General features: G+C 63.9%; 24 protein-coding genes and 1 pseudogene. 12 read left to right on the forward strand and 13 right to left on the reverse strand.

Features of this window, described 5'->3' with window-relative positions; genetic code table 11:
* The 3 genes from JG743_RS16200 to JG743_RS16210 all read right to left on the reverse strand — a co-directional run bounded on the left by JG743_RS16200 (nucleotide 1) and on the right by JG743_RS16210 (nucleotide 3872).
* Nucleotides 1-1167 carry an alpha/beta hydrolase gene (locus JG743_RS16200; protein WP_446720911.1) on the reverse strand — a complete coding sequence of 389 codons (1167 nt, stop codon included), beginning with the start codon at nucleotides 1165-1167 and terminating at the stop codon, nucleotides 1-3.
* 125 nt (nucleotides 1168-1292) lie between these two features.
* On the reverse strand, nucleotides 1293-2399 hold the full coding sequence (locus JG743_RS16205) for an alpha/beta hydrolase (protein ID WP_202302280.1): 1107 nt from the start codon (nucleotides 2397-2399) through the stop codon (nucleotides 1293-1295).
* Nucleotides 2400-2468: 69 nt separating this feature from the next.
* Nucleotides 2469-3872, reverse strand: coding sequence for an aminopeptidase P family N-terminal domain-containing protein (locus tag JG743_RS16210; protein ID WP_202302282.1), 1404 nt, complete (start codon nucleotides 3870-3872; stop codon nucleotides 2469-2471).
* 138 nt (nucleotides 3873-4010) lie between these two features.
* On the opposite strand from JG743_RS16210, the gene ilvA reads away from it, so the two are divergent.
* Nucleotides 4011-5267 (forward strand): threonine ammonia-lyase IlvA, encoded by a 1257-nt coding sequence (ilvA, locus tag JG743_RS16215; protein WP_202302284.1) that lies wholly within the window; start codon nucleotides 4011-4013, stop codon nucleotides 5265-5267.
* On the forward strand, nucleotides 5264-5821 hold the full coding sequence (locus tag JG743_RS16220) for a DUF1697 domain-containing protein (protein ID WP_202302286.1): 558 nt from the start codon (nucleotides 5264-5266) through the stop codon (nucleotides 5819-5821). Before ilvA ends, JG743_RS16220 begins: the two co-directional genes overlap by 4 nt.
* Before the next feature lie 9 nt (nucleotides 5822-5830).
* On the opposite strand, the gene JG743_RS16225 is transcribed toward JG743_RS16220, so the two are convergent.
* A complete protein-coding gene (locus JG743_RS16225) occupies nucleotides 5831-6121 on the reverse strand; it encodes a DUF2218 domain-containing protein (protein WP_202302288.1) in 291 nt (96 codons plus the stop codon).
* A 130-nt stretch (nucleotides 6122-6251) separates the two neighbouring features.
* A complete protein-coding gene (locus JG743_RS16230) occupies nucleotides 6252-6692 on the reverse strand; it encodes a VOC family protein (protein ID WP_202302290.1) in 441 nt (146 codons plus the stop codon).
* 300 nt (nucleotides 6693-6992) lie between these two features.
* Between JG743_RS16230 and JG743_RS16235 the strand changes: the two genes are divergently transcribed.
* The 4 genes from JG743_RS16235 to JG743_RS16250 all read left to right on the forward strand — a co-directional run bounded on the left by JG743_RS16235 (nucleotide 6993) and on the right by JG743_RS16250 (nucleotide 9664).
* Entirely contained in the window at nucleotides 6993-7589 is a 597-nt protein-coding gene (locus tag JG743_RS16235) for a cold-shock protein (protein WP_202302292.1), read from the forward strand.
* A 169-nt stretch (nucleotides 7590-7758) separates the two neighbouring features.
* The gene (locus tag JG743_RS16240; protein WP_202302294.1) at nucleotides 7759-8322 is read left to right on the forward strand and encodes a DUF192 domain-containing protein; all 564 of its coding nucleotides are present in this window, start codon (nucleotides 7759-7761) and stop codon (nucleotides 8320-8322) included.
* Nucleotides 8323-8341: 19 nt separating this feature from the next.
* The gene (locus JG743_RS16245) at nucleotides 8342-9109 is read left to right on the forward strand and encodes an alpha/beta fold hydrolase (protein WP_202302296.1); all 768 of its coding nucleotides are present in this window, start codon (nucleotides 8342-8344) and stop codon (nucleotides 9107-9109) included.
* Nucleotides 9110-9163: 54 nt separating this feature from the next.
* Nucleotides 9164-9664 (forward strand): GNAT family N-acetyltransferase, encoded by a 501-nt coding sequence (locus JG743_RS16250; protein WP_202302298.1) that lies wholly within the window; start codon nucleotides 9164-9166, stop codon nucleotides 9662-9664.
* 53 nt (nucleotides 9665-9717) lie between these two features.
* Here JG743_RS16250 and JG743_RS16255 read toward each other — a convergent pair whose 3' ends face one another.
* The gene (locus JG743_RS16255; protein ID WP_202302300.1) at nucleotides 9718-10317 is read right to left on the reverse strand and encodes an HD domain-containing protein; all 600 of its coding nucleotides are present in this window, start codon (nucleotides 10315-10317) and stop codon (nucleotides 9718-9720) included.
* A gap of 157 nt (nucleotides 10318-10474) precedes the next feature.
* Here JG743_RS16255 and JG743_RS16260 point away from each other — a divergent pair, with 157 nt between their 5' ends.
* The 3 genes from JG743_RS16260 (at nucleotide 10475) to JG743_RS16270 (ending at nucleotide 12545) form a co-directional block, all read left to right on the forward strand.
* On the forward strand, nucleotides 10475-11134 hold the full coding sequence (locus tag JG743_RS16260; protein ID WP_446720895.1) for a VOC family protein: 660 nt from the start codon (nucleotides 10475-10477) through the stop codon (nucleotides 11132-11134).
* A gap of 218 nt (nucleotides 11135-11352) precedes the next feature.
* Nucleotides 11353-12201 carry a serine O-acetyltransferase gene (gene cysE / locus JG743_RS16265; RefSeq protein WP_127400492.1) on the forward strand — a complete coding sequence of 283 codons (849 nt, stop codon included), beginning with the start codon at nucleotides 11353-11355 and terminating at the stop codon, nucleotides 12199-12201.
* 140 nt (nucleotides 12202-12341) lie between these two features.
* Entirely contained in the window at nucleotides 12342-12545 is a 204-nt protein-coding gene (locus JG743_RS16270; protein ID WP_042644432.1) for a DUF3126 family protein, read from the forward strand.
* Nucleotides 12546-12620: 75 nt separating this feature from the next.
* On the opposite strand, the gene JG743_RS16275 is transcribed toward JG743_RS16270, so the two are convergent.
* Complete coding sequence (locus tag JG743_RS16275; protein ID WP_202302302.1) at nucleotides 12621-13352, reverse strand: hypothetical protein; 732 nt, start codon at nucleotides 13350-13352, stop codon at nucleotides 12621-12623.
* A 126-nt stretch (nucleotides 13353-13478) separates the two neighbouring features.
* On the opposite strand from JG743_RS16275, the gene JG743_RS16280 reads away from it, so the two are divergent.
* Together JG743_RS16280 and JG743_RS16285 are read left to right on the forward strand one after the other, a co-directional pair.
* Nucleotides 13479-13811, forward strand: coding sequence for a DUF6949 family protein (locus JG743_RS16280; RefSeq protein ID WP_202302304.1), 333 nt, complete (start codon nucleotides 13479-13481; stop codon nucleotides 13809-13811).
* 92 nt (nucleotides 13812-13903) lie between these two features.
* Complete coding sequence (locus tag JG743_RS16285; RefSeq protein ID WP_202302306.1) at nucleotides 13904-14431, forward strand: gamma carbonic anhydrase family protein; 528 nt, start codon at nucleotides 13904-13906, stop codon at nucleotides 14429-14431.
* 32 nt (nucleotides 14432-14463) lie between these two features.
* On the opposite strand, the gene JG743_RS16290 is transcribed toward JG743_RS16285, so the two are convergent.
* From JG743_RS16290 to JG743_RS16305, 4 genes are all read right to left on the reverse strand, one after another.
* A complete protein-coding gene (locus tag JG743_RS16290; protein ID WP_202302309.1) occupies nucleotides 14464-15033 on the reverse strand; it encodes an ankyrin repeat domain-containing protein in 570 nt (189 codons plus the stop codon).
* Between the two features lie 214 nt (nucleotides 15034-15247).
* Nucleotides 15248-15853 (reverse strand): transglutaminase-like cysteine peptidase, encoded by a 606-nt coding sequence (locus JG743_RS16295; RefSeq protein WP_202302311.1) that lies wholly within the window; start codon nucleotides 15851-15853, stop codon nucleotides 15248-15250.
* Between the two features lie 262 nt (nucleotides 15854-16115).
* Nucleotides 16116-16733 (reverse strand): PilZ domain-containing protein, encoded by a 618-nt coding sequence (locus JG743_RS16300; RefSeq protein WP_202302313.1) that lies wholly within the window; start codon nucleotides 16731-16733, stop codon nucleotides 16116-16118.
* 127 nt (nucleotides 16734-16860) lie between these two features.
* On the reverse strand, nucleotides 16861-17499 hold the full coding sequence (locus tag JG743_RS16305; protein WP_202302315.1) for a PAS domain-containing protein: 639 nt from the start codon (nucleotides 17497-17499) through the stop codon (nucleotides 16861-16863).
* A gap of 580 nt (nucleotides 17500-18079) precedes the next feature.
* On the opposite strand from JG743_RS16305, the pseudogene JG743_RS16310 reads away from it, so the two are divergent.
* A pseudogene (locus JG743_RS16310) lies at nucleotides 18080-19119 on the forward strand (substrate-binding domain-containing protein).
* A gap of 78 nt (nucleotides 19120-19197) precedes the next feature.
* Here JG743_RS16310 and JG743_RS16315 read toward each other — a convergent pair.
* Together JG743_RS16315 and JG743_RS16320 are read right to left on the reverse strand one after the other, a co-directional pair.
* Nucleotides 19198-19491: a MoaD/ThiS family protein gene (locus JG743_RS16315; protein WP_202302317.1), complete on the reverse strand. Its 294-nt coding sequence runs from the start codon at nucleotides 19489-19491 to the stop codon at nucleotides 19198-19200.
* A gap of 5 nt (nucleotides 19492-19496) precedes the next feature.
* Nucleotides 19497-20579 carry a WD40/YVTN/BNR-like repeat-containing protein gene (locus tag JG743_RS16320; RefSeq protein ID WP_202302319.1) on the reverse strand — a complete coding sequence of 361 codons (1083 nt, stop codon included), beginning with the start codon at nucleotides 20577-20579 and terminating at the stop codon, nucleotides 19497-19499.
* Nucleotides 20580-20712 lie beyond the last annotated feature (133 nt).

The following is a 20712-nucleotide window of genomic DNA, read 5'->3' on the forward strand; positions in this document are numbered from 1 at the left end:
TCATTCACCGCCGGTGGCGATGGTCAGCACCTTGAACGGCGTGGTGATGACGATTTCGGCGACCGATCCCACAGCCTTGCCGATACCTTGGCCAATATTGTCAAACTCGGCCGAGTTGGGTTCGTTCGATCGCAGGGCAGCTGGTGTGCGTAGCCGGTCGCCGAGCAACTGCACCAGGATTGGATTGTCGGCGAACTTGGCATGGTTCAGGCGGTCACCGCCCTTGGTGTTGGTCAGATCCGCCACGACCACGCCATAGCTGGCAAGGTCGGCGGCGTTGCCGTAGTCGCCGACGCGCGGCTTGTCGCCGGAGATCAGGGAAGACAGCTTCAGCGCCCGATCATCGCCCGAGAGCAGGATGGCGAAGGGCTTGTCGGGCTTGCCGTAGCGGATCATCTGTTTCTTGAACACGTCGACATCGATGTCGGGCGAGGCCAGGATGACGTAGCCAAGCTTGCCGCCCAGATCGCGGTCGCCGGTGATGGCGAGTTGGCGCAGGGCCTCCATCGTCAGCCAGGTTCCCATCGAATGGGCGATGATGTCGATGCTCTTCACTCGCGTCTTGGCAAGCATCCTCAGTGTCGCCTCGAGGTCGTCGCGCGCTGCGGTCGAGCTGTCCTTGTCATAGATGTAGCCGGAAGTCTTGCCGCTCGACGCCCACGAGAACAACACCGGCGTGCCCGGATATTTCGTGTCGTGGGCAATCTGCGTCAACCGGTAGACGCCGTCGTCGAAACCGTTGTTGAAGCCGTGCACGAACACGAGGGCGCGGTCGCCACTTATGGCGATGTTGGCGCCGACCGCCTTGGCGAATTGCGGCGCCCCCTCGTAGTGGACGACTTCCGTGGCGGTGAACTGCTTGGCCGGGTTGCTGTCGGCCGAACCCCTGGCGCGCTCGATGGCGCCCGGCTGGTGGACCTTGGGAACGGTGACGTCGACGCGGGCGTAGCCGGTGGTCAGCGATCGATCGCCGTCGAACACCTGCCTTGGATCTTTCGTCGCCTTCTGGCGGGTGGTGGCGACGAAGATCTCGTGCGTCGCGGCAATGTCGGAGGCCGGCACGGTGACCGTCGTCTTGTTGAGCAAGTCATGCGTGTTCCGACCGGCGCAGCCCGCTACGAGCAGCGCCAAGGCAGCGACGAGAATAGTGTTCGAACGCACAATCACGCGGCTCTCGCGAAGCACGACGTCGATCACGCGACGTCATTTGATATTCGATAAGGCCACGGCACGGCCCGGTCCAGTTCAAAATTGACCGATGTCGGGGCAATCCTGACCGGACGGCCCCACATTCACTGCCCGAGCTGGCTGATGCGGTCGGTTACCGTCTGGTCGCTGGCGAAGCCGTCATCCTCGCGCAGCCGCTGGCCGATCATCTTCACCAGCACCGGATTGTCGGCGAACTTGGTGTGGTTGAAGCTGTCCGATCCCTTTGCACTGGAGAGGTCGACGACCGTCACGCCATAGGTGGCAAGGTCGGCCGCGTCCTTGTAGTCGCCGACGCGTGGGCGCGAGCCGGCGATCAGGCCGGAAAGCCGCAGCGCGCGGTCGTCGTCGGACAGGAGCAGGATGAAGGGCTTGTCCGGCTTGCCGTAGCGGCGCATCTGGCTCTTGAAGACATCGACGTCGATGTCGGGCGAGGCCAGCACCACGTCGCCGAGCTTGCCGCCGAGGTCGCGGTCGCCGGTGATGGCGAGCTGGCGCAGCGTTTCCATGGTCACCCAGGTCCCCATCGAATGGGCGACGATGTCGATGCGCCGCGCGCCGGTCTGTGCGAGCATGCGTAGCGTCACCTCCAGCTGGTCGCGGGCGGCGCTGGCGCTTTCCTTGTCATAGACATAGTCGGTGGTCTTGGCGCCCGAGGCCCAGGAGAACAGCACAGGCGTGCCCGGATAGCCGGAATCGTGGACGATCTGCGTCAGGCGGTAGACCGCGTCGTCGAAGCCGGTGTTGTAGCCGTGGACGAAGACCATGACACGGCCGCCGCGCGCGGCAATGTCGGCGTTGAGCGCGCTGGCGAATTTGGGCTGCGTGTCGTAGCCGACCAGCTCGGAGGCCATGAAATATTTGGTGGGATCATCCGACTTGCCGCGCGAGCGCCGTTCGATCTGGCCGGTCTCGTGGACCGGCGGGACCGTGACGTTGACGCGGGCATAGTTCAGCGTCGCCGAGCGCTCGCCGTCGAAGACCTTGTTCGGATCGTCGGAGCGCTTGCGCGTCGTGGCGATGAAGATCGAGTGGTTGCCGGCGATTTCCGTCACCGGCGTCGCCATGACGGCGCTGCCGAGGATCTCCTCGGTTTTGCGGCCGCCGCAGCCGGCCACCAGCAATGCAAGCGCAAGAATGCAAATCGTCTTCAAAGGCACGTCAAAACTTCCAATCAGGCCCCAAAAGGCCATCCACCCTCCGCGACATCTCCCGGACAGCCGAAGTGCGGCGGAAGTAAGTCGTGTCCAGCCGAAATGTGATCAGCGCCCGGCGACGGCCATCGCACTGTTGCGCGAAAGCCAGAACGGCGGCAGGAAGGCGGGGATGTTGGAGAAGGGCAGCACCTCCGGCTTCAGCCGGATGCCGAGCACATCGCCCATGAAGGCGCGGCGCGCCTCGATGCGGCGCCATGCTTCGGGATAGCGCGCGGCGATCTCCTCGCGCAGCGGCGCGTCGGCGAGCGCGATGCCGTCCTCGATGTTGGTGGTGAAATAGTCGGTGCCGGTCGCCGGGATGATGTCGACCTGCAGCGCCATCCCCGATTTCAGTTCGATGTCGGAACCGGAAAACACCGGCGAATGCATCCATTCGTCGATATGGATGAGATGGCCGGGATTGAGCGAGACGCCGAAGAACGGATCGCCGATGCGCTCATGCACCGCCTTCCACAGCGCGCCGCCGGCGACACCGATGCCGATGGTCTCGTACCAGTCGACGGCAGCGGAAAAATAAGGCGCCACCAGCCTTTCGATGTAATCGCTTATGCCTTGCGGCAGCTCGGCGGCGCTCTCGACCAGGAATCCGGCGCGGGCGTTGAGCGACCCCTGGATGCCATAGGCCATGGTGATCGGGTCGCCGCGCTTGATGACGTCGAGACGGGGGCTGGGCAGCCCATAGGGCGCGCGCCTGCCTGCGGACAGCATCGGGTGGCAGCATTGCGGCAGGCCGTTGATGCCCATCAGCCGCGCCGCCTGCAGTTCGGTCATGCCGGGCTCGATGCCGTGGAGCACGTTGCGCAGGCCCTGCGAGGAGAAGGTCGCGGCGAATTCGAAGGCTGCAAGCTGATCGGCCTCGTTGATCGCGCGCAGGCCGTCGGCAGGGTTCATCAGGAGATCGGCAGCATTCCGGACCGCGCCGTTGGCGCCGGCAAGCGCGCGCAACGTGTCGGCGATGAAGGAGGGCAGGTCGAGCGTCGCCTCGCCAAAGCCGGCATCGCCGGCGCCGAACGACTTCCAGCCTATGGCGCCGATCCGGTGGCCGGACCTCAGCCCGCAAGCGGTCAGGATGTCCGGCAGCGCGTCGGAACGGTCGCGCGGCTGCGCCGGCAGCGAAAAGGTCTGGTAGAGGACGCGTTCGTAGGGTCCGTGGCAGAGTTCGGCATAGCCCCAGCCCTCATTGCCGACCAGCAGTTTTGCTTCCCTGCCGGGAACGATGACCAGCAGCGTCTCCTCGAAACGGGGGTCGTAGCCTGAGAGATAGGCGACGTTGGCGGCGTGCTCGCGGTCACCGTAGACGACGAAGGCATCAAGGCCGGCCTTCGCGCCCCGCGCCACCAAGGCTTCGATGCGCGCCTCGTAAGTGGCGCGTGGAATGAGCGGCATCACCGTCGGCTCGCCGAATTCGGGCAGCGATACGGTTTTCAGGGCAACCGACGCGACAGGCATGAACAAACGCCTCCAAGTGCTTGCAAATACCGGGAATGCCCGTAGCGGGGCTGATGGCCGGCGGACAATGGCCTTGCGGGGCCGGATGTGCAATAGGCTTAGATCAACCTGCCCAGCGCGCTTTGGGACGATCTTGCCATGAACAGTTTCTCTTCTCGCGTTGCCACCGCCGCCGCCGCCATTCGCCAGATCTTCCCGGAAACGCCGCTGCAGGAAAACGACTATCTGTCGAAGAAGACCGGCGCGCGGGTGCTCCTGAAACGCGAAGACCTGACGCCGGTGCGCTCCTACAAGATCCGCGGCGCCTTCAATTTCTTCCGCAAGACGCTTGCCGCCGGCAACAATGCCGAGCTGTTCGTCTGCGCCTCTGCCGGCAATCACGCGCAGGGCTTCGCCTTCGTCTGCCGCCATTTCGGCAAGAAGGGCGTGGTCTTCATGCCGGTGACCACGCCCCAGCAGAAGATCGACAAGACGCGGCTGTTCGGCGGCGACTTCGTCGAGATCAGGCTGATCGGCGATTTCTTCGACGATTGCTACCGCGCCGCCTTCGAATTCGTGGAAAGCGCCGGCGCGCATATGGTGCCGCCCTTCGACCACAAGGACATCATCGAAGGACAGGCGACCGTCGCCTATGAGATCGCGGACCAGATGCCTGGCGCGCGCATGCCCGACATTGTCATGCTGCCGGTCGGCGGCGGTGGGCTCGCCGCCGGCGTGACGCACTACTTCGCCGACCAGCACCGCGAGGCGCGTTTTGTCTTTTGCGAGCCGGCGGGCGCGCCGAGCCTCAGCGAGAGCCTCACCACCGGCAAGCGGATCAAGCTCTCCAAGGTCGACAATTTTGTCGACGGCGCGGCGGTGGCCGAGATCGGCCGCGAGCCGCTGCGGCATCTGAGAGAATTCCCCGCCGACGCGGTGCGCCTGATCCCGGAAAACAGGCTCTGCGCGACGATGATCGAGATGCTCAACGTCGAAGGCGTGGTGCTGGAGCCCGCCGGCGCGCTGGCCATCGATGCGCTCAAGGATTTTTCGCGCAAGGAGATCAGGGGCAAGACCATTGTCGCGGTGGTTTCGGGTGGCAATTTTGACTTCGAGCGTCTGCCCGATGTGAAGGAGCGGGCGCTGCGCTTCGAGGGACTGAAGAAGTATTTCATCATCCGCTTTCCGCAGCGGCCCGGCGCCTTGCGCGACTTCCTCGAAATGCTGGGGCCGGACGACGACATTGCCCGCTTCGAATATCTGAAGAAATCGGCGCGCAATTTCGGCTCGGTGCTGATCGGCATCGAGACCAAGGACCGGCGCAATTTCGATCTGCTGAAAGCGAATTTCGACGCCGAGGGCGTGCAGTACCAGGACATCACCGACAATGAGACGCTGGCCGGGTTCATCATATGAGCGGGAAAGGGGCCGTCTTCGTCGCGCTGTTTTCCGGCATCAATGTCGGCGGCAACCGCATCGTCAAGATGGCGGAGCTGCGGAGCTTCTTCGAGGAACTCGGCTTTTCCGATGTGGCCAGCTATGTGCAGAGCGGCAACGTCGTGTTCCGGTCAGGAAGGGGCGACGCGGCCGGCTTGACGAAAAGGCTGGAGGCCGCCTTCGAGAAGCAATGGGGGTTCCATTCGCGCATCATGGTGCGCGATGCCGGCTGGTTCGAGCGGCTGGTGAAGGAAAATCCCTATCCGGAGGTCTCCGACGATCCGACCAGGCTGCACGCCTATGTGCTGGAGCGGGAGCCGACCGTCGAGGAGGTGGCGCGGCTTGCCGAAAAATGCGCCGGTCCGGAACGCTTCGAGGTCAAAGGCGACGTGCTTTACCTGCATGCGCCGGACGGGCTCGGCAAATCGGTGTTCGCCAATCTCATTTCACGCACCCTGAAAGTGCCGGGCACCGCGCGCAACTGGCGTTCGGTGCTGGCGCTGCTCGAGATGGCGGACAAGGCGAGTGCTTGATGCCTCGGCTTAGGCGGCCTTCTGCCAGTCGAAGGCCAGTTCCTCGCGGAAGGCAAAGCGCTTGATGTGGTCGGCGACGACCGTTTCCAGCCTTTCGAGCGAGGTCGCATCGTCGGCAGCCACGGCGATGTGCAGTGCCTTGGCGTCGGCCTCCAGAACCGTGCGTCCCAGCGACGTCAGGTCGATGGCGCCGTGGTTCGGGTCGAACTCGACCGGAAACTTGTGCGCCCAGTGCTTGCAGAGTTGCTGCAGGTAGCGGCTGGCATGTTCGGTGGCGACATCGGCGCGGCTGGTCGGCATGGATGAATTTCTCCCGGCGGGTCAACAAAACGCCAGCCTCGTGAAGCTGGCGTCATGAGCGCATAGATAGGAGCCGTCTGGCGAAGCGCCATAGCTTGGCGGTAAAATCGCCGTGCGATTGGTGAAACGCCTACCAGCTGCCGGTGTTCGGCATCGATGCCCAGGGTTCCGCCTTGGCCTTGGCCGGGCCTTTCTGCAGCAGCTCGATCGAGATGCCGTCCGGCGAGCGGATGAAGGCCATGTTGCCGTCGCGCGGCGGCCGGTTGATGGTGACGCCACTGTCCATCAGATGCTGGCAGGTGGCATAGATGTCGTCGACCTCATAGGCGAGGTGGCCGAAATTGCGGCCGCCCTTGTAGTCCTCCGGGTCCCAATTGTAGGTCAATTCGACCAGCGGCGCCTTCTCCGCGACGCCGCTCTTCTCGTCTTGCGAGGCGGCAAGGAAGATCAGCGTGTAGCGCCCTTGCTCATTCTCGTAGCGGCGCACTTCCTTCAAGCCGAGCTTGTTGCAGTAGAAGTCGAGCGAGGCATCGATGTTGGCGATGCGTACCATGGTGTGCAGATAGCGCATGGGACTTTTCTCCGGGCGTTGCGTTGCGGCGGAACATAGGGGCGACCTGGCCAAAGGGCAATCGGCGGAACGCCAGGGCAAAGGCGCGAATCCGATGCCCCAAGGTGGAGACGGAGGGGCCGGTGGCTCGATTTGAGACGCCATGGCGGCTGCTACGACCGCGCCGGCAAACGACAAATGAGGTATTCCAGTGTTCAACGGTGAAAAAAGGCACGTCAGGTCTTGCACACACCGGAAGCCGCGGTGTTAATCTGATGTCAAGAATCAGTTGCGGTTGTGTTGAAAAAAGGGGGCATTCTTATGGGGGAAAAGGCCTCTTTTACGGGGCGGGACGGAAGCCTTGACGGCGCCTTGAAGCGCGACAGCGGCGGCGAAGGTGCCGACCTTGTCGAAATCGCCGGCGCGATCAAATGGTTCGACGTGGCCAAGGGCTACGGTTTCATTCTTCCGGACGATGGTGTCTCCGGCGATATCCTCCTCCATGTGACTTGCCTTCGAAAGGACGGGTTCCAGACTGCGCTGGAAGGCGCTCGCGTCGTTTGCCTGGTCAAGCAGGGCGAGCGCGGCCTGCAGGCCTTCCGCGTTCTTTCCATGGATGCCAGCACCGCGGTCCACCCGGCCGAGATGCAGGAGCAGCGCACCCATGTCGCCGTGACGCCGGAGAGCGGGCTCGAGCGGGCGCTGGTGAAGTGGTTCAACCGCACCAAGGGATTCGGCTTCCTGACCCGGGGCGAGGGCACCGAGGATATTTTCGTGCACATGGAGACGCTGCGGCGCTACGGCATCACCGAGCTCAGGCCCGGCCAGGTCGTGCTGGTTCGCTTCGGTCGCGGTGACAAAGGCCTTATGGCTGCCGAAATTCACCCGGATATGGGCACCTTGCCGGTCTCGCACTAAGCTGTGTTGATATTCAGGTGATGCCGGCCTGCAAACGGCGGCTTCCTGCGCTTCCGGTGCTCACGTACTTTGGGTACGCTCCGCTCCGGTTCTCGGAAGCCACGATTTTCGGCTCGGCCTGACCTGAATCTCAACACATCCTAGGGCGACGCCCAGCCGAGGGTTTTGCATGCTTCACAGGAACTGGCTGACGGCCGGCGCGGTCTGCGTCGCGATGGCTTTGGTCGTCGCGGCGGCCGCCTATTTCTATTCTCAGCGGCCGACGTCGGCCGATGGCCAGGCCATGATCCTGCCTGTCGACCCGACGCCGCTGGTCGCGGTGACGAAATCGGGCGAACGCTCCTTTTCGATCGAGATCGCCGACACATCCAATGAGCGCGAGGCGGGCCTGATGTTCCGCCAGGACATGGCCGACGATCACGGCATGCTGTTCGTGTTCGAGGAGTCCAGGGACCTGACCTTCTGGATGAAGAACACGCCGATGCCGCTCGACCTGATCTTTGTCGGCCAGGACGGCAGGATCCGCGCGATCAGGCAGGGCGAGCCGCAGTCGGAGGCGATCATTTCGCCCGGTGAACCGGTGCGCTTCGTGCTTGAGCTCAAGGCCGGCACCGCCGCCAGGGACGGTATCGCGGATGGCGACCTGCTGCGGCATCCGGCAATCGGCACGGCGCCGGGACCGGCCAACCCAGCGCCTGACAAGGGCGACGCGCCGAGCGCCAATCCCAACTGAACAATCCGGACCTGTGCCGATGCAGTTTTTCCCGCATGACGGTTTAGACCTTGCCTACCTCGATCGCCAGCCGGCATCGGGCCACGGCGATCCGGTGCTGATGATCCACGGCTTTGCCTCCAGCCACAACGTCAACTGGGTGTCGCCCGGCTGGTTCAAGACGCTGAACGATGCCGGCTATCGTGCCATTGCCTTCGACAATCGTGGTCATGGCGCGTCGTCGAAAAGCTATGACGAGGCCGACTACACACCGGCCAAGATGGCCTCCGACGGGGCTGCCTTGCTCGATCATCTCGGTATCGAACGGGCCCATGTGATGGGCTATTCGATGGGCGCGCGCATCTCGGCGTTCCTGGCGCTGTCCGACCCGGACAAGGTGGCGACACTCGTCTTCGGCGGCCTTGGCGTCGGCATGGTCGACGGTGTCGGCGACTGGGATCCGATCGCAGCCGCACTTCTTGCTGAAGATCCGGCGGCGACGACGCATCCGCGTGGCCGCTCGTTTCGCGCCTTCGCCGACCAGACGCGCAGCGACCGCCGGGCGCTCGCCGCCTGCATCGCCAAGTCGCGCGAATTGCTCAGCGAAGACGACATGGCGCGGATTTCCCAGCCGACCTTGATCGCCGTCGGCACCAAGGACGATATTGGCGGCTCGCCGGACGAACTGGCTGCACTGATGCCGAACGCCAGGGCGTTCCACATCGAGGGCCGCGACCATATGCTGGCCGTCGGCGACAAAAGCTTCAAGCAGCGCGTGCTGGAGTTCTACGCCGAAAACCCGCTCTGAGCCGGTGGCACGGCCGCCGCAAATCTCTTCCTCGAATCCAATTTCGCGAATGCCATGGTCGACCTTCTCGTCACCTACATGGAGATGACCGAGCCGCCACCCGGCGAGGCCTTCGCTGTTCCGGTGGCGGGCGCGACGGTGGAGCGGGAAACGCTCGATATCGTCAGCTATGTCAGCCTCTACCGCGCCGTCGGCGAACCGGTGCAGTGGGATCAGCGGCTGCGCATGGAGCCACGCGAGCTTTCACGGCTGCTCGCCAGTCCGGCGACGCATATCCAGGTCCTGCGCGTCGACGGCGAGGCGGCCGGCCTGTGCGAATTCAACGGCGTTGGCCAATCCGTCGTCGAACTGGTTCATTTCGGGCTCGTGCCGACTTTCCAGGGCCGCAGGCTCGGGCCCTTCCTGCTTGACCGGTCGCTTCGCGCGGTCTGGTCCTATCGGCCCGAAAGGCTCTGGCTGCACACCGACACCTATGACCATCCCAATGCGCAGTCGGTCTACAGACGCGCCGGCTTCAAACAGTATGACGAGCGGACGGAGACCTTTCCGGACTAAGGCGTGCCGAGATTGAGGCGAGGCCGGCCTGCATGGCGGCTTGTTGTGCCTTCTCAGGCTTCGAGCGCTTGCAGCGATCGCGCAAGGTTCTGCCTGGCCTGGGGTTCGAACCGTTGCCGGAACTCGTCGGTGTGGAAGATATGCGGGCGGGTAAGGAAACTCTTCAGCACCGCGCCGCGGCCGGCGCGCCACATCGGCTCCTCGACCCATTGATATTCCTGGCGCACGGCGCGCTCGTAGGCATCGAAGGTCTCCGGCGCCGCACCCAGGATCGCGAGGTCCATGTCGAGCATGAGTGCCGCGTCGCTGACGAGATCCTCGTCGTCGGAGCGCGGCACTTCGTGCGTGGCGGTGGCGAGGATCATCGCGGCGATGCGGCCGAGGCGCCCGGCATCGATGCGGCTGGCAAGCTTTTGCTCGGCAAGGGCGGCGCTTCGTGCCTCATTGTCCTTGGCCCGGCTGTTGTAGATTGCATCGTGGAACCAGATCGCCGCCACTACGGCTTGCCGGTCATGGAGCAGGCGCCCATAGTCCGCCGCAAGCGCCAGCATCGCCTCGATATGGACGAGGTTATGATAGTGGCGGTCCGCCGCCTGATAGAGCGCTGAAAGCTCACCCTTCAGCGTTTGGTCGATCAAGGCATCGTTTTCCATGGCCGTCTCACCCTTCTGGTATCTGACGCCGTGAACCGGTGCGACGCAAGTCGACCCCTGACAAGTCGCCTGCAGACCTCACCGACACCTGGTTGACCAAAACGCATCACGGCGGGAAGCTGCCTTTCTCAGGGCACTCAAACCCAAGGAGGTTGGCATGACCAGTACCCAGCCACGCAGCGGGCCTGCAATGGAGGCCTCGAGAGCAAGCACCATCGACATGAAGCTGGAGGCCGTCGTCATTCCTGTTTCGGACGTCGATCGGGCCAAGCGTTTCTATGGCGGTCTGGGTTGGAGGCTCGACGCCGACTTCGCAGTCGGCGATAGGTTTCGGGTCGTGCAGTTCACGCCTCCAGGTTCGCCGTGCTCGATCCACTTCGGCACCGGCATCACATCAGCCGCGCCCGGCTCGGCAAAGGTGCTTTATCTCATCGTGTCCGATATCGACGCTGCGCGCGCCGAACTCGTGGCGCGCGGGGTCGAGGCTAGCGAAGTATACCATCGCGCTGGCCCCGGGCAGCCATCGCTTAGCGGCAGGCATCCAGAGGGGCGCAGCTACTCCTCGTTTGCTTCGTTCAGCGATCCGGACGGCAATGGCTGGCTGCTGCAGGAGATCACCCAACGATTGCCGGGACGCGTCGACGCCCACGATACGACATTCACCTCTTACGCCGAGCTTGCCGCCGCGCTGCGGCGTGCGGCGGCCGCGCATGGCGAACACGAGAAGCGGACTGGCGGACAACGGGACGAGAACTGGCCCGACTGGTATGCCGAGTATATGGTGGCGGAGCAGGCTGGCAAGCCGCTGCCAACCTAGGCGGCGGCTGTGTACGCTATCGTTTATGCAGCCTTGACATCACAGTGAACTTGGTGCGGCCGACCCTGCGTCGACCGCAAGAGTTCGTTTTCCATGGCAGCTTGAATTCCCGTGAACCAAATCCATTTGACAGAGCACTAAGGAAAATTGAGTTCAATCCTGCTATGATCTGGCCTATATGTGCGGCCGGAGAATAGCCGGCAGGCCGGAGACCGTCGATGAACAGCATTACGATTGCCCGCCCCAGCATTGTGCAGCCGGTCGATCCGATCTGGCGCTCGGTCCGCGACGAGGCGATGGAAGCGGTCAACCGCGATCCGCTGCTCGCGGCGTTTCTCTATTCGACCATCCTCAACCAGGAAAGCCTGGAAGAGGCGGTGATCCACCGGCTGGCCGAGCGCCTCGACCATCAGGACATCGGTTCCGACCTCATCCGTCAGACCTTTAACGCGATGCTGGCCGACGATCCCGATTGGAGCACGACGGTGCGCGTCGACATCCAGGCCTATTACGACCGCGATCCGGCCTGCGACCGCTTCATCATGCCGGTGCTTTATTTCAAGGGCTTCCACGCCATCCAGACGCATAGACTGGCGCACTGGCTGTGGAACCAGGGCCGCCGGGATTTTGCGCTCTACCTGCAGAGCCGCTCCTCCTCGGTGTTCCAGACTGACATCAACCCGGCCGCCCGTATCGGCAAGGGCATTTTCGTCGACCACGCCACCGGCCTTGTCGTCGGTGAGACCGCGGTGATCGAGGACGATGTCTCGATCCTGCACGGCGTGACGCTCGGCGGCACCGGCAAGGCCGGTGGCGATCGCCATCCGAAGATCCGCCGCGGCGTGCTGATCGGCGCCGGCGCCAAGATCCTCGGCAACATCGAAGTCGGGCATTGCTCGAAGATCGCGGCCGGTTCGGTCGTGCTGTCGCCGGTGCCGCACAACAAGACGGTTGCCGGCGTGCCGGCGCGCGTCGTCGGCGAGACCGGATGCGACCAGCCTTCCAGGCAGATGGACCAGCTCCTGCCGTCGCAGACGATGGATCACGTCGTCAGCTTCGATATCTAAGGCCGGGACGCCCGCGCGCGGCTGAATTCGGCCGCACGCGCCAGGCGGTTCCGGTTCTGTCGCCGGCTTGCCTTTACATCGCCATTGTCTGCGTGCCAGAAGCGCGTTCAAACCAGCAAGCCCGACGATCGGAGAAGACTTTGAAGCCGGACGAAATCAGAAAGCTGGACGCCTATTTCAAGCGCGTCTTCCAGAATCCCAAGCTCCAGGTGAAGGCGCGCCCGCGCAAGGAGGATTCGGCCGAGGTCTATGTCGGCGACGAATTCCTCGGCATCGTCTTCAAGGACGAGGATGACGGCGACTACAATTTCTCGATGGCGATCCTCGACATCGATCTGGGCTGAGCCCTCTGCCGGCCGGGCCTGCTTCAATGCGGCCCGGTCAAGGCTCCGTTGGAAATACGCAATGAATCCAGCGGGCTAATGTCCTGTCTTCAGGATGTGCGCGGCCTTCGCCGCGATCGCTGCATCAAGCGCCTGCCAGTTGCCGAGAAATTCCCGGGGAAAGCGGTAGGTGAGGCTGAGGCCGTCACCGACATGGATGTCGCGCTCGCAAGGCGCCAGCGATTCCTCCGCGCTCGGTCCGCTCAGGCAGCGGGCAACGAATGGATCCTTGCCTGGGCGGGTGGCAACCGCGAGCACCTCGTTGAGATAACCTGACTTCTCGGTGAAGCCATAAAGCGTCGTGCCGCCCGGCCCGGGGGTGCCGGGCTGGACGATCAGCGCGCTATAGATCGGCGCGAGGCGGCCGCTCATGTCGCGCGACATCATCTGCTGCTCGAAGGACAGGAAGACGATGTTTTTGCGTGCGCCCTTGTGGTTGAAATCGTCGCGCGCGGCGGTGCTGTAGCCGTCCATCTCGGGATAGCGCAAATAGAGGTCGAGGCGCGAGGCGATGCCGTCGCGCCGCGCCTGCTCGAAGCGAATGAAATTGGCTGGCACGGCAATGACATTGTTGCCGATCACGACTTCATGGACGGTCGTGTCGTCAGTGTAGCCGGCCATGGCGATCGAGCGTCCCAGCCACTTGCCGCCGAGGCTGATCGCTGCCGACAGCAGCGCCAGCGCCGCGAAGGCATAAAACACCCGCTTCATCAGCGTGGAGTCGACAACCTCGAATTCCGGGCCGTTGGCGGTCGCCGCCTGCTTCATCGCTTTCCCCGTTACCTCGGCCGCCTGACATCCCGGATGTCCCCTGGCGGCACACATGGCGCGGCATGGCTCTTGCAGCGCCTGTCGGACGCGACTGTGCGACGTCATGGTAAACGGAAGGTAAAGATGGGTCCTTTAGAGCTTTGGCTCTTTGCTTTCGCGGTCGGCCTCACCGCCAGCGGCACGGCGGGATCGACGATGGAACTGGCTTGCGGCCGCAGGCTTGCCTTCGCGGAACCCTATGTGTCGCCGTTGCATGTACTGCGCTCGCTGGCCGCGACGGCATGCGCTGGCCCGTTCATGCTCGCCAATGATGCGCTCGATGCCCGCAGGCAAGGCCGCATCACCATGCTGGCGCTGATTTCCTGCGGCTGCACCGCGATAGCCTGGGCGCTGGCGCTGGGTATCGTCGTGCTCGCCATTGCATCCTGGGCGACCGGTCTCCTCGAACCTGTTTGAGCATGACCTTTTCCGAAACCCGGTTCCCACTTTTCGGGATCATGCTCTAGGGTCGGCTCACTTCCCGGTGTGAGACGATTCGGAGACGGACAATGCCGACCTATGCCATCGACGGAAAGGCGCCCAGCTTCGAGGACGCCGACAGCAACTGGATCGCTCCGGACGCGACGTTGATCGGCGATATCAGCATCGGCCGCGATGCCGGCTTCTGGTTCGGCGCCGTCATCCGGGGCGACAACGAGCCGATCACCATCGGCGCCGGGACCAACGTGCAGGAACATACGGTGATGCACACCGATCCGGGCTTTCCGCTGACCATCGGCGAGGGCTGCACGATCGGGCACCGCGCGCTGCTGCACGGCTGCACGATCGGCGACAACAGCCTGATCGGCATGGGCGCCATCGTGCTCAACGGGGCGAGGATCGGCAGGAACTCGCTGGTCGGCGCCGGAGCGCTGGTCACCGAGGGCAAGGTGTTTCCCGACAATTCGCTGATCGTCGGCTCGCCCGCGCGCGTGGTGCGGGAGCTTGACGACGCCGCGGCCGCCAGGCTGCGCGGCTCGGCGGCGCACTACGTCGCCAACGGCAAGCGCTTCAAGGCCGGGCTGAAGAAAGTCTGACATCCTACGCCGGCGATTGTCGTTTGCGCCGGCTACGATCCATCCCGGCCACTTGAACCGTGCTTGCTGACAGCCTCGCGCAGCAGCGCGGCGCCGGCTTCAAAGCCGGCATTGTCGGCTTCCTCCAGCGCCGTCGCATAGTCGTCAATACGGGTCCTGAGCGCCGGGTCCGCGCCGGCCGCCAGAAGGAGGCGGATCGCTGCAGCGTCGCGCGTCGCCACCGCATAGTGCAGCGGCGTCCAGTCGTTGACGCCGCGCATGTCGGGATCCGCGCCGTGCTCGATCAGGACGCGGACGATTTCGTGCTTGTCCGGTCGCTCGGTGGACAGCGCCGCGATGATCGAGGGAAAGCCGGCATGGTCCGCATAGTTCGGGTTCGAGCCCGCCTCGACCAGCGCCGCGATGAAGGCAAGCGGGCTCCAGTAGATCGCATACTCCAGCGGGTGCCCAAGCCCGAGCTCGAACGGCATGCGTTCGTCTAACCAGCGCGGCGAGCCGCCCAGGGCCGTGCCGAGGGCATCGAAATCACCGGCCTTGAAGGCGTCGTCGATGGCCTTGAACAGGCGATGACGCTCGCACCGATCTTCGGGGATTTCCAGCATGGCACCGATCCGCGATGATCGGCCATATTGCTCTCAATCACCCCATGCGCAAAGCCACTGCTGCGCACCGCCAGAAATGGCGGAGCCGGCCCGGGGACAGGGCCGGCTCCTAAAACCCGGTCGTTGGGGACGGGGAGGGTGGGGACTCGACCGGGCTTTCTCCCTAAGCGCGTGGCGTGAATGCGATGCGCTCAATCTCTTTGTGCATGGCGCCCTAGCGGACGCTGGCGACCGCGTCCTCGCGGCCGTCATTGATCGTCACCCAAACGCCCGAATTCTCAGTCGACTGGCGCTTGAGGTAGGTATAGTCGGTGTCGGTCCAGGCCAGCACCTTGGGCTGGAGATTGTCGAGGATGAACTCGCCAAGGCTGGTGCGCACGGTGAGCACCGCATGGCCGTCGCCGTTCGGCTGCCGCGCCACCGTCATCAGCAGGTCGCCGGCCGGCACGCCGATGTTCATCAGCTCGCGGCGCTTTTCCAGCGCGTAGTCCTCGCAGTCGCCAAGGCCGTTGTCGGGGTAGGACCAGACTTCTTCCTTGCCCCACATCTCCATGTCGGTGCGCGGCGTGATCCTGGTGTTGACGGAATTGTTGACGCTGACGATCGTCGCCCACAGCTTACGGGTCAGTTCGATCGGCGCCTGCTTCGCCGTCCGTTCGTTGCATTCCTGCGGAAGCTTCTGGCAGAATTCGTAGTGGCCGACCGGCTGCGTTGTGCGCCCGCCCGTGTGCATGAAAGCCGGTCCCGCATATGCCGTTGCCCAAGCGGAAAGCTGCATCGCCATTGCCATGAGCAACAGCTTGCCCCTCGTCTTCTTCATTGTTTAGTCTCCCCGTTTGAGGAGACCATCTCATGGGCGGATTTATTTGACGCAAAAACCCGAAGTAGACATTGAGTAAAACGCCAAGAGAATAAGCATAAAATTTGAACTAGCTTGATCTAAAATTCCAACGACCCTTGCCAAGGCCGGGATTTTTGACGGGCCGGCCGCGTCATGCGCGGCGCAATTCCGGGCGCTGGCGCGACAAACACAAAACCGGCCGCGATGGGCCGGTTCGGTTGCTGGTCTCGGGCGCCGTTGGTCAGGCGCGCGGCGTGTTGAACTCGGAATCCAGGGTTTCCGGCCGCTGGATGACGGCGAATTCGACGGCGACGCCATCCTCGAAATGGCGCACAACCTGGCCGCGCATCGTGCCCAGCATGATCTGCACGCCGATCGCCGGCTTGACGTCGATCTCGACGGCCGCACCCGAGAGCGACAGGTCGATGATGCGGCACTGGTACTGGCGCCCGTCGGTGAGCTGGAGCACGCTCATCGGATTGCGCGGCGCGACGCGTTCGTGGCGACGGTCTTCCGGCAGGTCGAGCTCATGCTTGTTGGCAAGCCAGGTCAGTTGCGCGGCGAGCTTGTCCTTCTTGCGGTCCGAGGCAATCACGGTCATCGCGAAGCCGTCCTGCGAGGTACGGGTCACCACGCCCTCGACACGGCCGATGTGATCGATATAGGCGATGACCTTCTCGCCCGGCATGCCGACACGCTCGGTTCGAAGCGCAACGTTGCCCGGTGACATGTCGATCACCTGGCACGGGTGCTCGGTGCGGTCCTCCAGCATGAAGCGCCCATAGATCTTGACGCGGACGCGCTGAAAATTACGCCTTTCGGCGCGGGACGGCGCATAGTCGACCGCCGTTGACCTCATGACTGCCTACACCCCGTTCGCATTCCGCGCGTCGATGCGAGGAATTTCACCGGGAAATCTACAACAAAGCAGGTTAACAAAGGGAAAAAGCCGAACCCTTGGCGGTCGATCAGGATGCTGGATCCGGCTATTCGCCGCGCCCTCCCTCGAACACGACCAGATGGCGGATGCGGCGCGAGCGGCCGAGCGCCGAAAACGTTTCTGGCGGATCGAATTCTGACGGCACAAGCGAGGGAACATTGATCGCAGGCCGGTTCTTCAGGAACATCGGCTCCTTGTCCGGATCGACGACGCGGATCGAATCGATCAGCGCGTCGATGATCGGGTCGGCGCCCAGCCAGAACGGTCTTTCGGCGGCGCTGATGACGCCGAGGCAGCGCGGATTCTCGATGCCGCCGTCGAGCGGCAGGGCGAGCAGTTCGAACTTGTTGGAACGGCCGTTGCGGCTGAAGCCCTCATAGGTGATCAGCACCACGGATTTCTGCTCGAAAACGCCGTGGGCCAGCCGCGAGACGAGCCGCTGGTCCTTCTCGCGCCACAGCGAGGGGAAGGAGAACCCCTTGAGTTCGCGGCCATAGGTGGCGCAAAGCCTGGTGCCGGCCAACCGGAACACAGCTTCGCCGCGCGTATCCCTTTCCAGGATGAATGTGTCGGCCAAAAGCGACTTTATGTCGGCGGGCTCCACTTCCGAACGCTTCGGGGCAGGGCGCCCATCACGCAGCTGGTTCCAATATTGGAACAGCGTGATCGATCCGTTCTGGTTCATTGTGTGCTCTTTCGCGCAAACTGTCTTTTCATGTCCCATCGGCGAACAGACAGGGCGCCCTCCGATGACCTACATGCGTTGCGGAGCAGGATGCGTGCCAGCATCGTTAACACTTGTTCACGGGTCGGGGACGTTAAGGTTAACAAGTCGTTTACGTTGCCGCCGGACCCCGCCTGTGGCACACCAAAACCACTCCAGAAGCGGTCGTTTCGCGACGATCGGCAGCACTTCAGTTAAGAGTTTCAGGGGAGCAGGGGACTCGACCGGCCGTTCAAGGGGGGACCTTGAACGGCTTCTTTTTTGATTCGCCCATGCAGCGATTCGCGGGATGACCGACTGGAAGCTCGATCGTGGTCGCGGCAACAGCCATGACCCCGAGCGCAGCTGCGCCGCACGCCCCTCTGACAGCGCTGCGGGCAGCAGCAACATTTGCCAATGGCGCGCCCCGAAAGAGAAAAATCTGCGTTCCGGGCGGTTCCGCCGCCGCAGTACCTTTCGTGAATTCGCTTGTCGAGGCGCGACGGCGGCGATCCCGCGGTCCGGAGACGTGTCTTGCCGGCGTATTCCTGGGGAAATTCTCATGAAGGCTTCTATTCTTGGACTGTTCACCGCCAGCCTGCTTGCCTGTGCCGGACCGGTCGGGGCGGCTCACGCCGCCGGGCTCGCCGGCGCTCCGGCGCCCTTCGACAAGGGCGGCGTGAAGGTGGCGCTGGTCACCTTCATCTCGGCCGGCGATTTCTTCCAGGCCTATCAGGCCGGCGCGACGAAGCAGGCGAAGGCGCTCGACATCGACCTGCAGATCTTCTCCGGCCGGCAGGACGCGGCCGCCCAGACCAGATCGAGCAGGCGATCAATCTCGGCGTGCAGGCGATCATCATCGACCATGGCCAGCCCGAAGCGCTGAAGGATGTGGCGCAGAAGGCGCTCGATGCCGGCATCAAGGTCGTCGCCTTCGACGTCAATCTCGACAATCCGACGATCCCGCAGGTCGAACAGTCCGATCACGAGCTTGCCAAGGCAGCGCTCGGCCAGGCGCTCAAGGACAACGGCGCATCGTTCCAGGCGGGTTATGTCTATGTCGCCGGCTTCGCGCCGCTCGACCGCCGCAACGAGATCTGGGACGAGACCAGGAAGGCCAACCCCGGCATCGTCGAGAAGGCGCGCTGGGGAACGGTCAATGACACGACCGCGGTGTCGACGGCCGACCAGACCAAGGCGGCGTTCCAGGCCAATCCCGATATCAGCGTCGTCTTTGCGCCCTATGACGAATTCGCGCGCGGCGTGAAGCTCGCCACCGACGAGCTCGGCATATCGAGCAAGGTGAAGATCTATTCGGCCGACGTGTCCACCGCCGACATCACCGAGATCACCGCGGAAGGAAGTCCGTGGGTCGCAACCGCCGCCACCAATCCGGCCGTCGTCGGCGCGGTTTCGGTGCGGGCCGCAGCCAAGCTGATCGCCGGCGAGGATCCGGGCCACAACATCGTCGTCAAGCCGGTGCTGCTGACCCAGGAAGAGCTGCGCAAGAACGGCATCAAGACAATCGAGGAGCTCGACGCCAAGCTTCCCGCCTTCGGCCAGAGCGACGCCGCCGCCGCCAGTTGGATCCCTTCCAACTGATCAATTGCTCCTCTCCCTCGCTTGCCGCGCGGGAGAGGAGAAATTGCCGAAAGGCTTGGGCTACCTTTACTCCCTTGCCTAACCGCCGCTGATTGCCGTCAGGATAAAGACCTCGGTGTTGGGCGCGAGCCTGGTTTTCAGGGTCGCCCTCTCGCCATCGACGAAGACGTTCATATGGCGGCGGATCGCAGGGCGGGAATCGCAGATTCGGTCGCGCATGCCGGGCCAGCGCGCGTCCAGCCCGTCGATCATTTCCTTCACGGTCGAGGCCGGCAGTTCGACCCGGCGCGGCGCGCCAGGAAACAGGTCGATGAGCACGCCCGGGAGCCGCGCGACGACAAGGGACGCACTGCGGGTGGTGTCGTTCGGCATTTGCGTTACTCGCTCACCACCATCGCCTCGACGGACAGGATCGTGGGCAGATGCTGAGCGATCTCCGACCAGTTTTCGCCTTCGTTGGCACTGGCGAAAAGCGAGCCGCCGCTGGTGCCGAAATAGACGCCGGCCGGCTCGAGGCTGTCGGTCGCCATAGCCTGCCGCAACACGCCCGCGTAGCAGTTCTCCTGCGGCAGGCCCTTGCGCTCGTCCAACCAGGTGGCGCCGGCATCCTGCGTCTTCCAGACCGCTGCCTTCGCGTCCGGCACGTAGCGGCCGGCACTGTCGCCGTTGAGCGGCAGAAGGAAGAGCGTGTCGGCGTCGCGCGGATGCGTGGCCGCAGGAAATCCGAAGGTCGAGGGAAGGCCCTTCTCGATGCTCTGCCAGTTCTTGCCGCCGTCGTCGGAGCGGTACATGCCGCAATGGTTCTGCTGGTAGAGCCGATCGGGCTTGCCGGGCGCCATCACCAGGCAGTGCACGCACTGGCCGAACTCCGGATAGTTCTGTCCGTCAGGCAGGAAGTCGGCGCGGGTGCCGCGGTTGCGCGGCTCCCACGTCTTGCCGCCGTCCCAGGTGTAGAACACGCCTGCGGACGAGATGCCCACCCAGATCTGCCCCTCGTCCCTGGGGTGCGTGACGATGGAATGGAGGATGAGGCCGGCGCCGCCCGGGTTCCAGTCCTTGCGGCTTGGGTGACGCTGCAGGCCCTCGATGTGGCTCCAGGTGGCGCCGTCGTCGTCGGAGCGAAACAGCCCGGCCGGCTGCACGCCGGCATAGAGGCTGCCGTTGCGCCTGGCGAGGCTCCACACCGCCTTGATCGGCTCCTCGCCAGCCTCGTAGGCCAAGCCCTCGCTGGAATGCGTCCAGGTCTCGCCAAGGTCGTCCGACTTCCAGACCGCCGGACCGAACCACTCGTTGCCGCCGGCGCCGTAGATCGCGCCGGTCGCGGGGTCGCCGACGACATGGTTCATCGGCCAGTGCTCGCAGAACGGACCGCGCAGCTTCCACGACCCGCGCCGGCCATCGCTCTCGGTGATGAAGGCGCCTTTTTTCGTGCCGATGAGGACCAGGACTTTTTCCGGCATTTTCTCCTCCCGTTTGCATACCTACCATCAAGGACGGCGGAGCGTGGGCCTAGCCGACAGGGTTGGAGATTTTTTTGCAGTCTAACCCCGTCGACGCCAAGGTGAGAAGATATGCCGCCGCAATTACGGACGG

It is taken from the genome of Mesorhizobium sp. 131-2-1 (assembly GCF_016756535.1).
Lineage (GTDB): Bacteria > Pseudomonadota > Alphaproteobacteria > Rhizobiales > Rhizobiaceae > Mesorhizobium.

What these genes read in the sequence shown, in the direction of transcription:
- JG743_RS16205 (WP_202302280.1), bottom strand. Translation starts at nt 2,399, where the DNA reads ATGGCCTTTTGGGGCCTGATTGGAAGTTTTGACGTGCCTTTGAAGACG.
- JG743_RS16210 (WP_202302282.1), bottom strand. Translation starts at nt 3,872, where the DNA reads ATGCCTGTCGCGTCGGTTGCCCTGAAAACCGTATCGCTGCCCGAATTC.
- ilvA (WP_202302284.1), top strand. Translation starts at nt 4,011, where the DNA reads ATGAACAGTTTCTCTTCTCGCGTTGCCACCGCCGCCGCCGCCATTCGC.
- JG743_RS16220 (WP_202302286.1), top strand. Translation starts at nt 5,264, where the DNA reads ATGAGCGGGAAAGGGGCCGTCTTCGTCGCGCTGTTTTCCGGCATCAAT.
- JG743_RS16225 (WP_202302288.1), bottom strand. Translation starts at nt 6,121, where the DNA reads ATGCCGACCAGCCGCGCCGATGTCGCCACCGAACATGCCAGCCGCTAC.
- JG743_RS16230 (WP_202302290.1), bottom strand. Translation starts at nt 6,692, where the DNA reads ATGCGCTATCTGCACACCATGGTACGCATCGCCAACATCGATGCCTCG.
- JG743_RS16235 (WP_202302292.1), top strand. Translation starts at nt 6,993, where the DNA reads ATGGGGGAAAAGGCCTCTTTTACGGGGCGGGACGGAAGCCTTGACGGC.
- JG743_RS16240 (WP_202302294.1), top strand. Translation starts at nt 7,759, where the DNA reads ATGCTTCACAGGAACTGGCTGACGGCCGGCGCGGTCTGCGTCGCGATG.
- JG743_RS16245 (WP_202302296.1), top strand. Translation starts at nt 8,342, where the DNA reads ATGCAGTTTTTCCCGCATGACGGTTTAGACCTTGCCTACCTCGATCGC.
- JG743_RS16250 (WP_202302298.1), top strand. Translation starts at nt 9,164, where the DNA reads ATGGTCGACCTTCTCGTCACCTACATGGAGATGACCGAGCCGCCACCC.
- JG743_RS16255 (WP_202302300.1), bottom strand. Translation starts at nt 10,317, where the DNA reads ATGGAAAACGATGCCTTGATCGACCAAACGCTGAAGGGTGAGCTTTCA.
- JG743_RS16260 (WP_446720895.1), top strand. Translation starts at nt 10,475, where the DNA reads ATGACCAGTACCCAGCCACGCAGCGGGCCTGCAATGGAGGCCTCGAGA.
- cysE (WP_127400492.1), top strand. Translation starts at nt 11,353, where the DNA reads ATGAACAGCATTACGATTGCCCGCCCCAGCATTGTGCAGCCGGTCGAT.
- JG743_RS16275 (WP_202302302.1), bottom strand. Translation starts at nt 13,352, where the DNA reads ATGAAGCAGGCGGCGACCGCCAACGGCCCGGAATTCGAGGTTGTCGAC.
- JG743_RS16280 (WP_202302304.1), top strand. Translation starts at nt 13,479, where the DNA reads ATGGGTCCTTTAGAGCTTTGGCTCTTTGCTTTCGCGGTCGGCCTCACC.
- JG743_RS16285 (WP_202302306.1), top strand. Translation starts at nt 13,904, where the DNA reads ATGCCGACCTATGCCATCGACGGAAAGGCGCCCAGCTTCGAGGACGCC.
- JG743_RS16290 (WP_202302309.1), bottom strand. Translation starts at nt 15,033, where the DNA reads ATGCTGGAAATCCCCGAAGATCGGTGCGAGCGTCATCGCCTGTTCAAG.
- JG743_RS16295 (WP_202302311.1), bottom strand. Translation starts at nt 15,853, where the DNA reads ATGAAGAAGACGAGGGGCAAGCTGTTGCTCATGGCAATGGCGATGCAG.
- JG743_RS16300 (WP_202302313.1), bottom strand. Translation starts at nt 16,733, where the DNA reads ATGAGGTCAACGGCGGTCGACTATGCGCCGTCCCGCGCCGAAAGGCGT.
- JG743_RS16305 (WP_202302315.1), bottom strand. Translation starts at nt 17,499, where the DNA reads ATGAACCAGAACGGATCGATCACGCTGTTCCAATATTGGAACCAGCTG.
- JG743_RS16315 (WP_202302317.1), bottom strand. Translation starts at nt 19,491, where the DNA reads ATGCCGAACGACACCACCCGCAGTGCGTCCCTTGTCGTCGCGCGGCTC.
- JG743_RS16320 (WP_202302319.1), bottom strand. Translation starts at nt 20,579, where the DNA reads ATGCCGGAAAAAGTCCTGGTCCTCATCGGCACGAAAAAAGGCGCCTTC.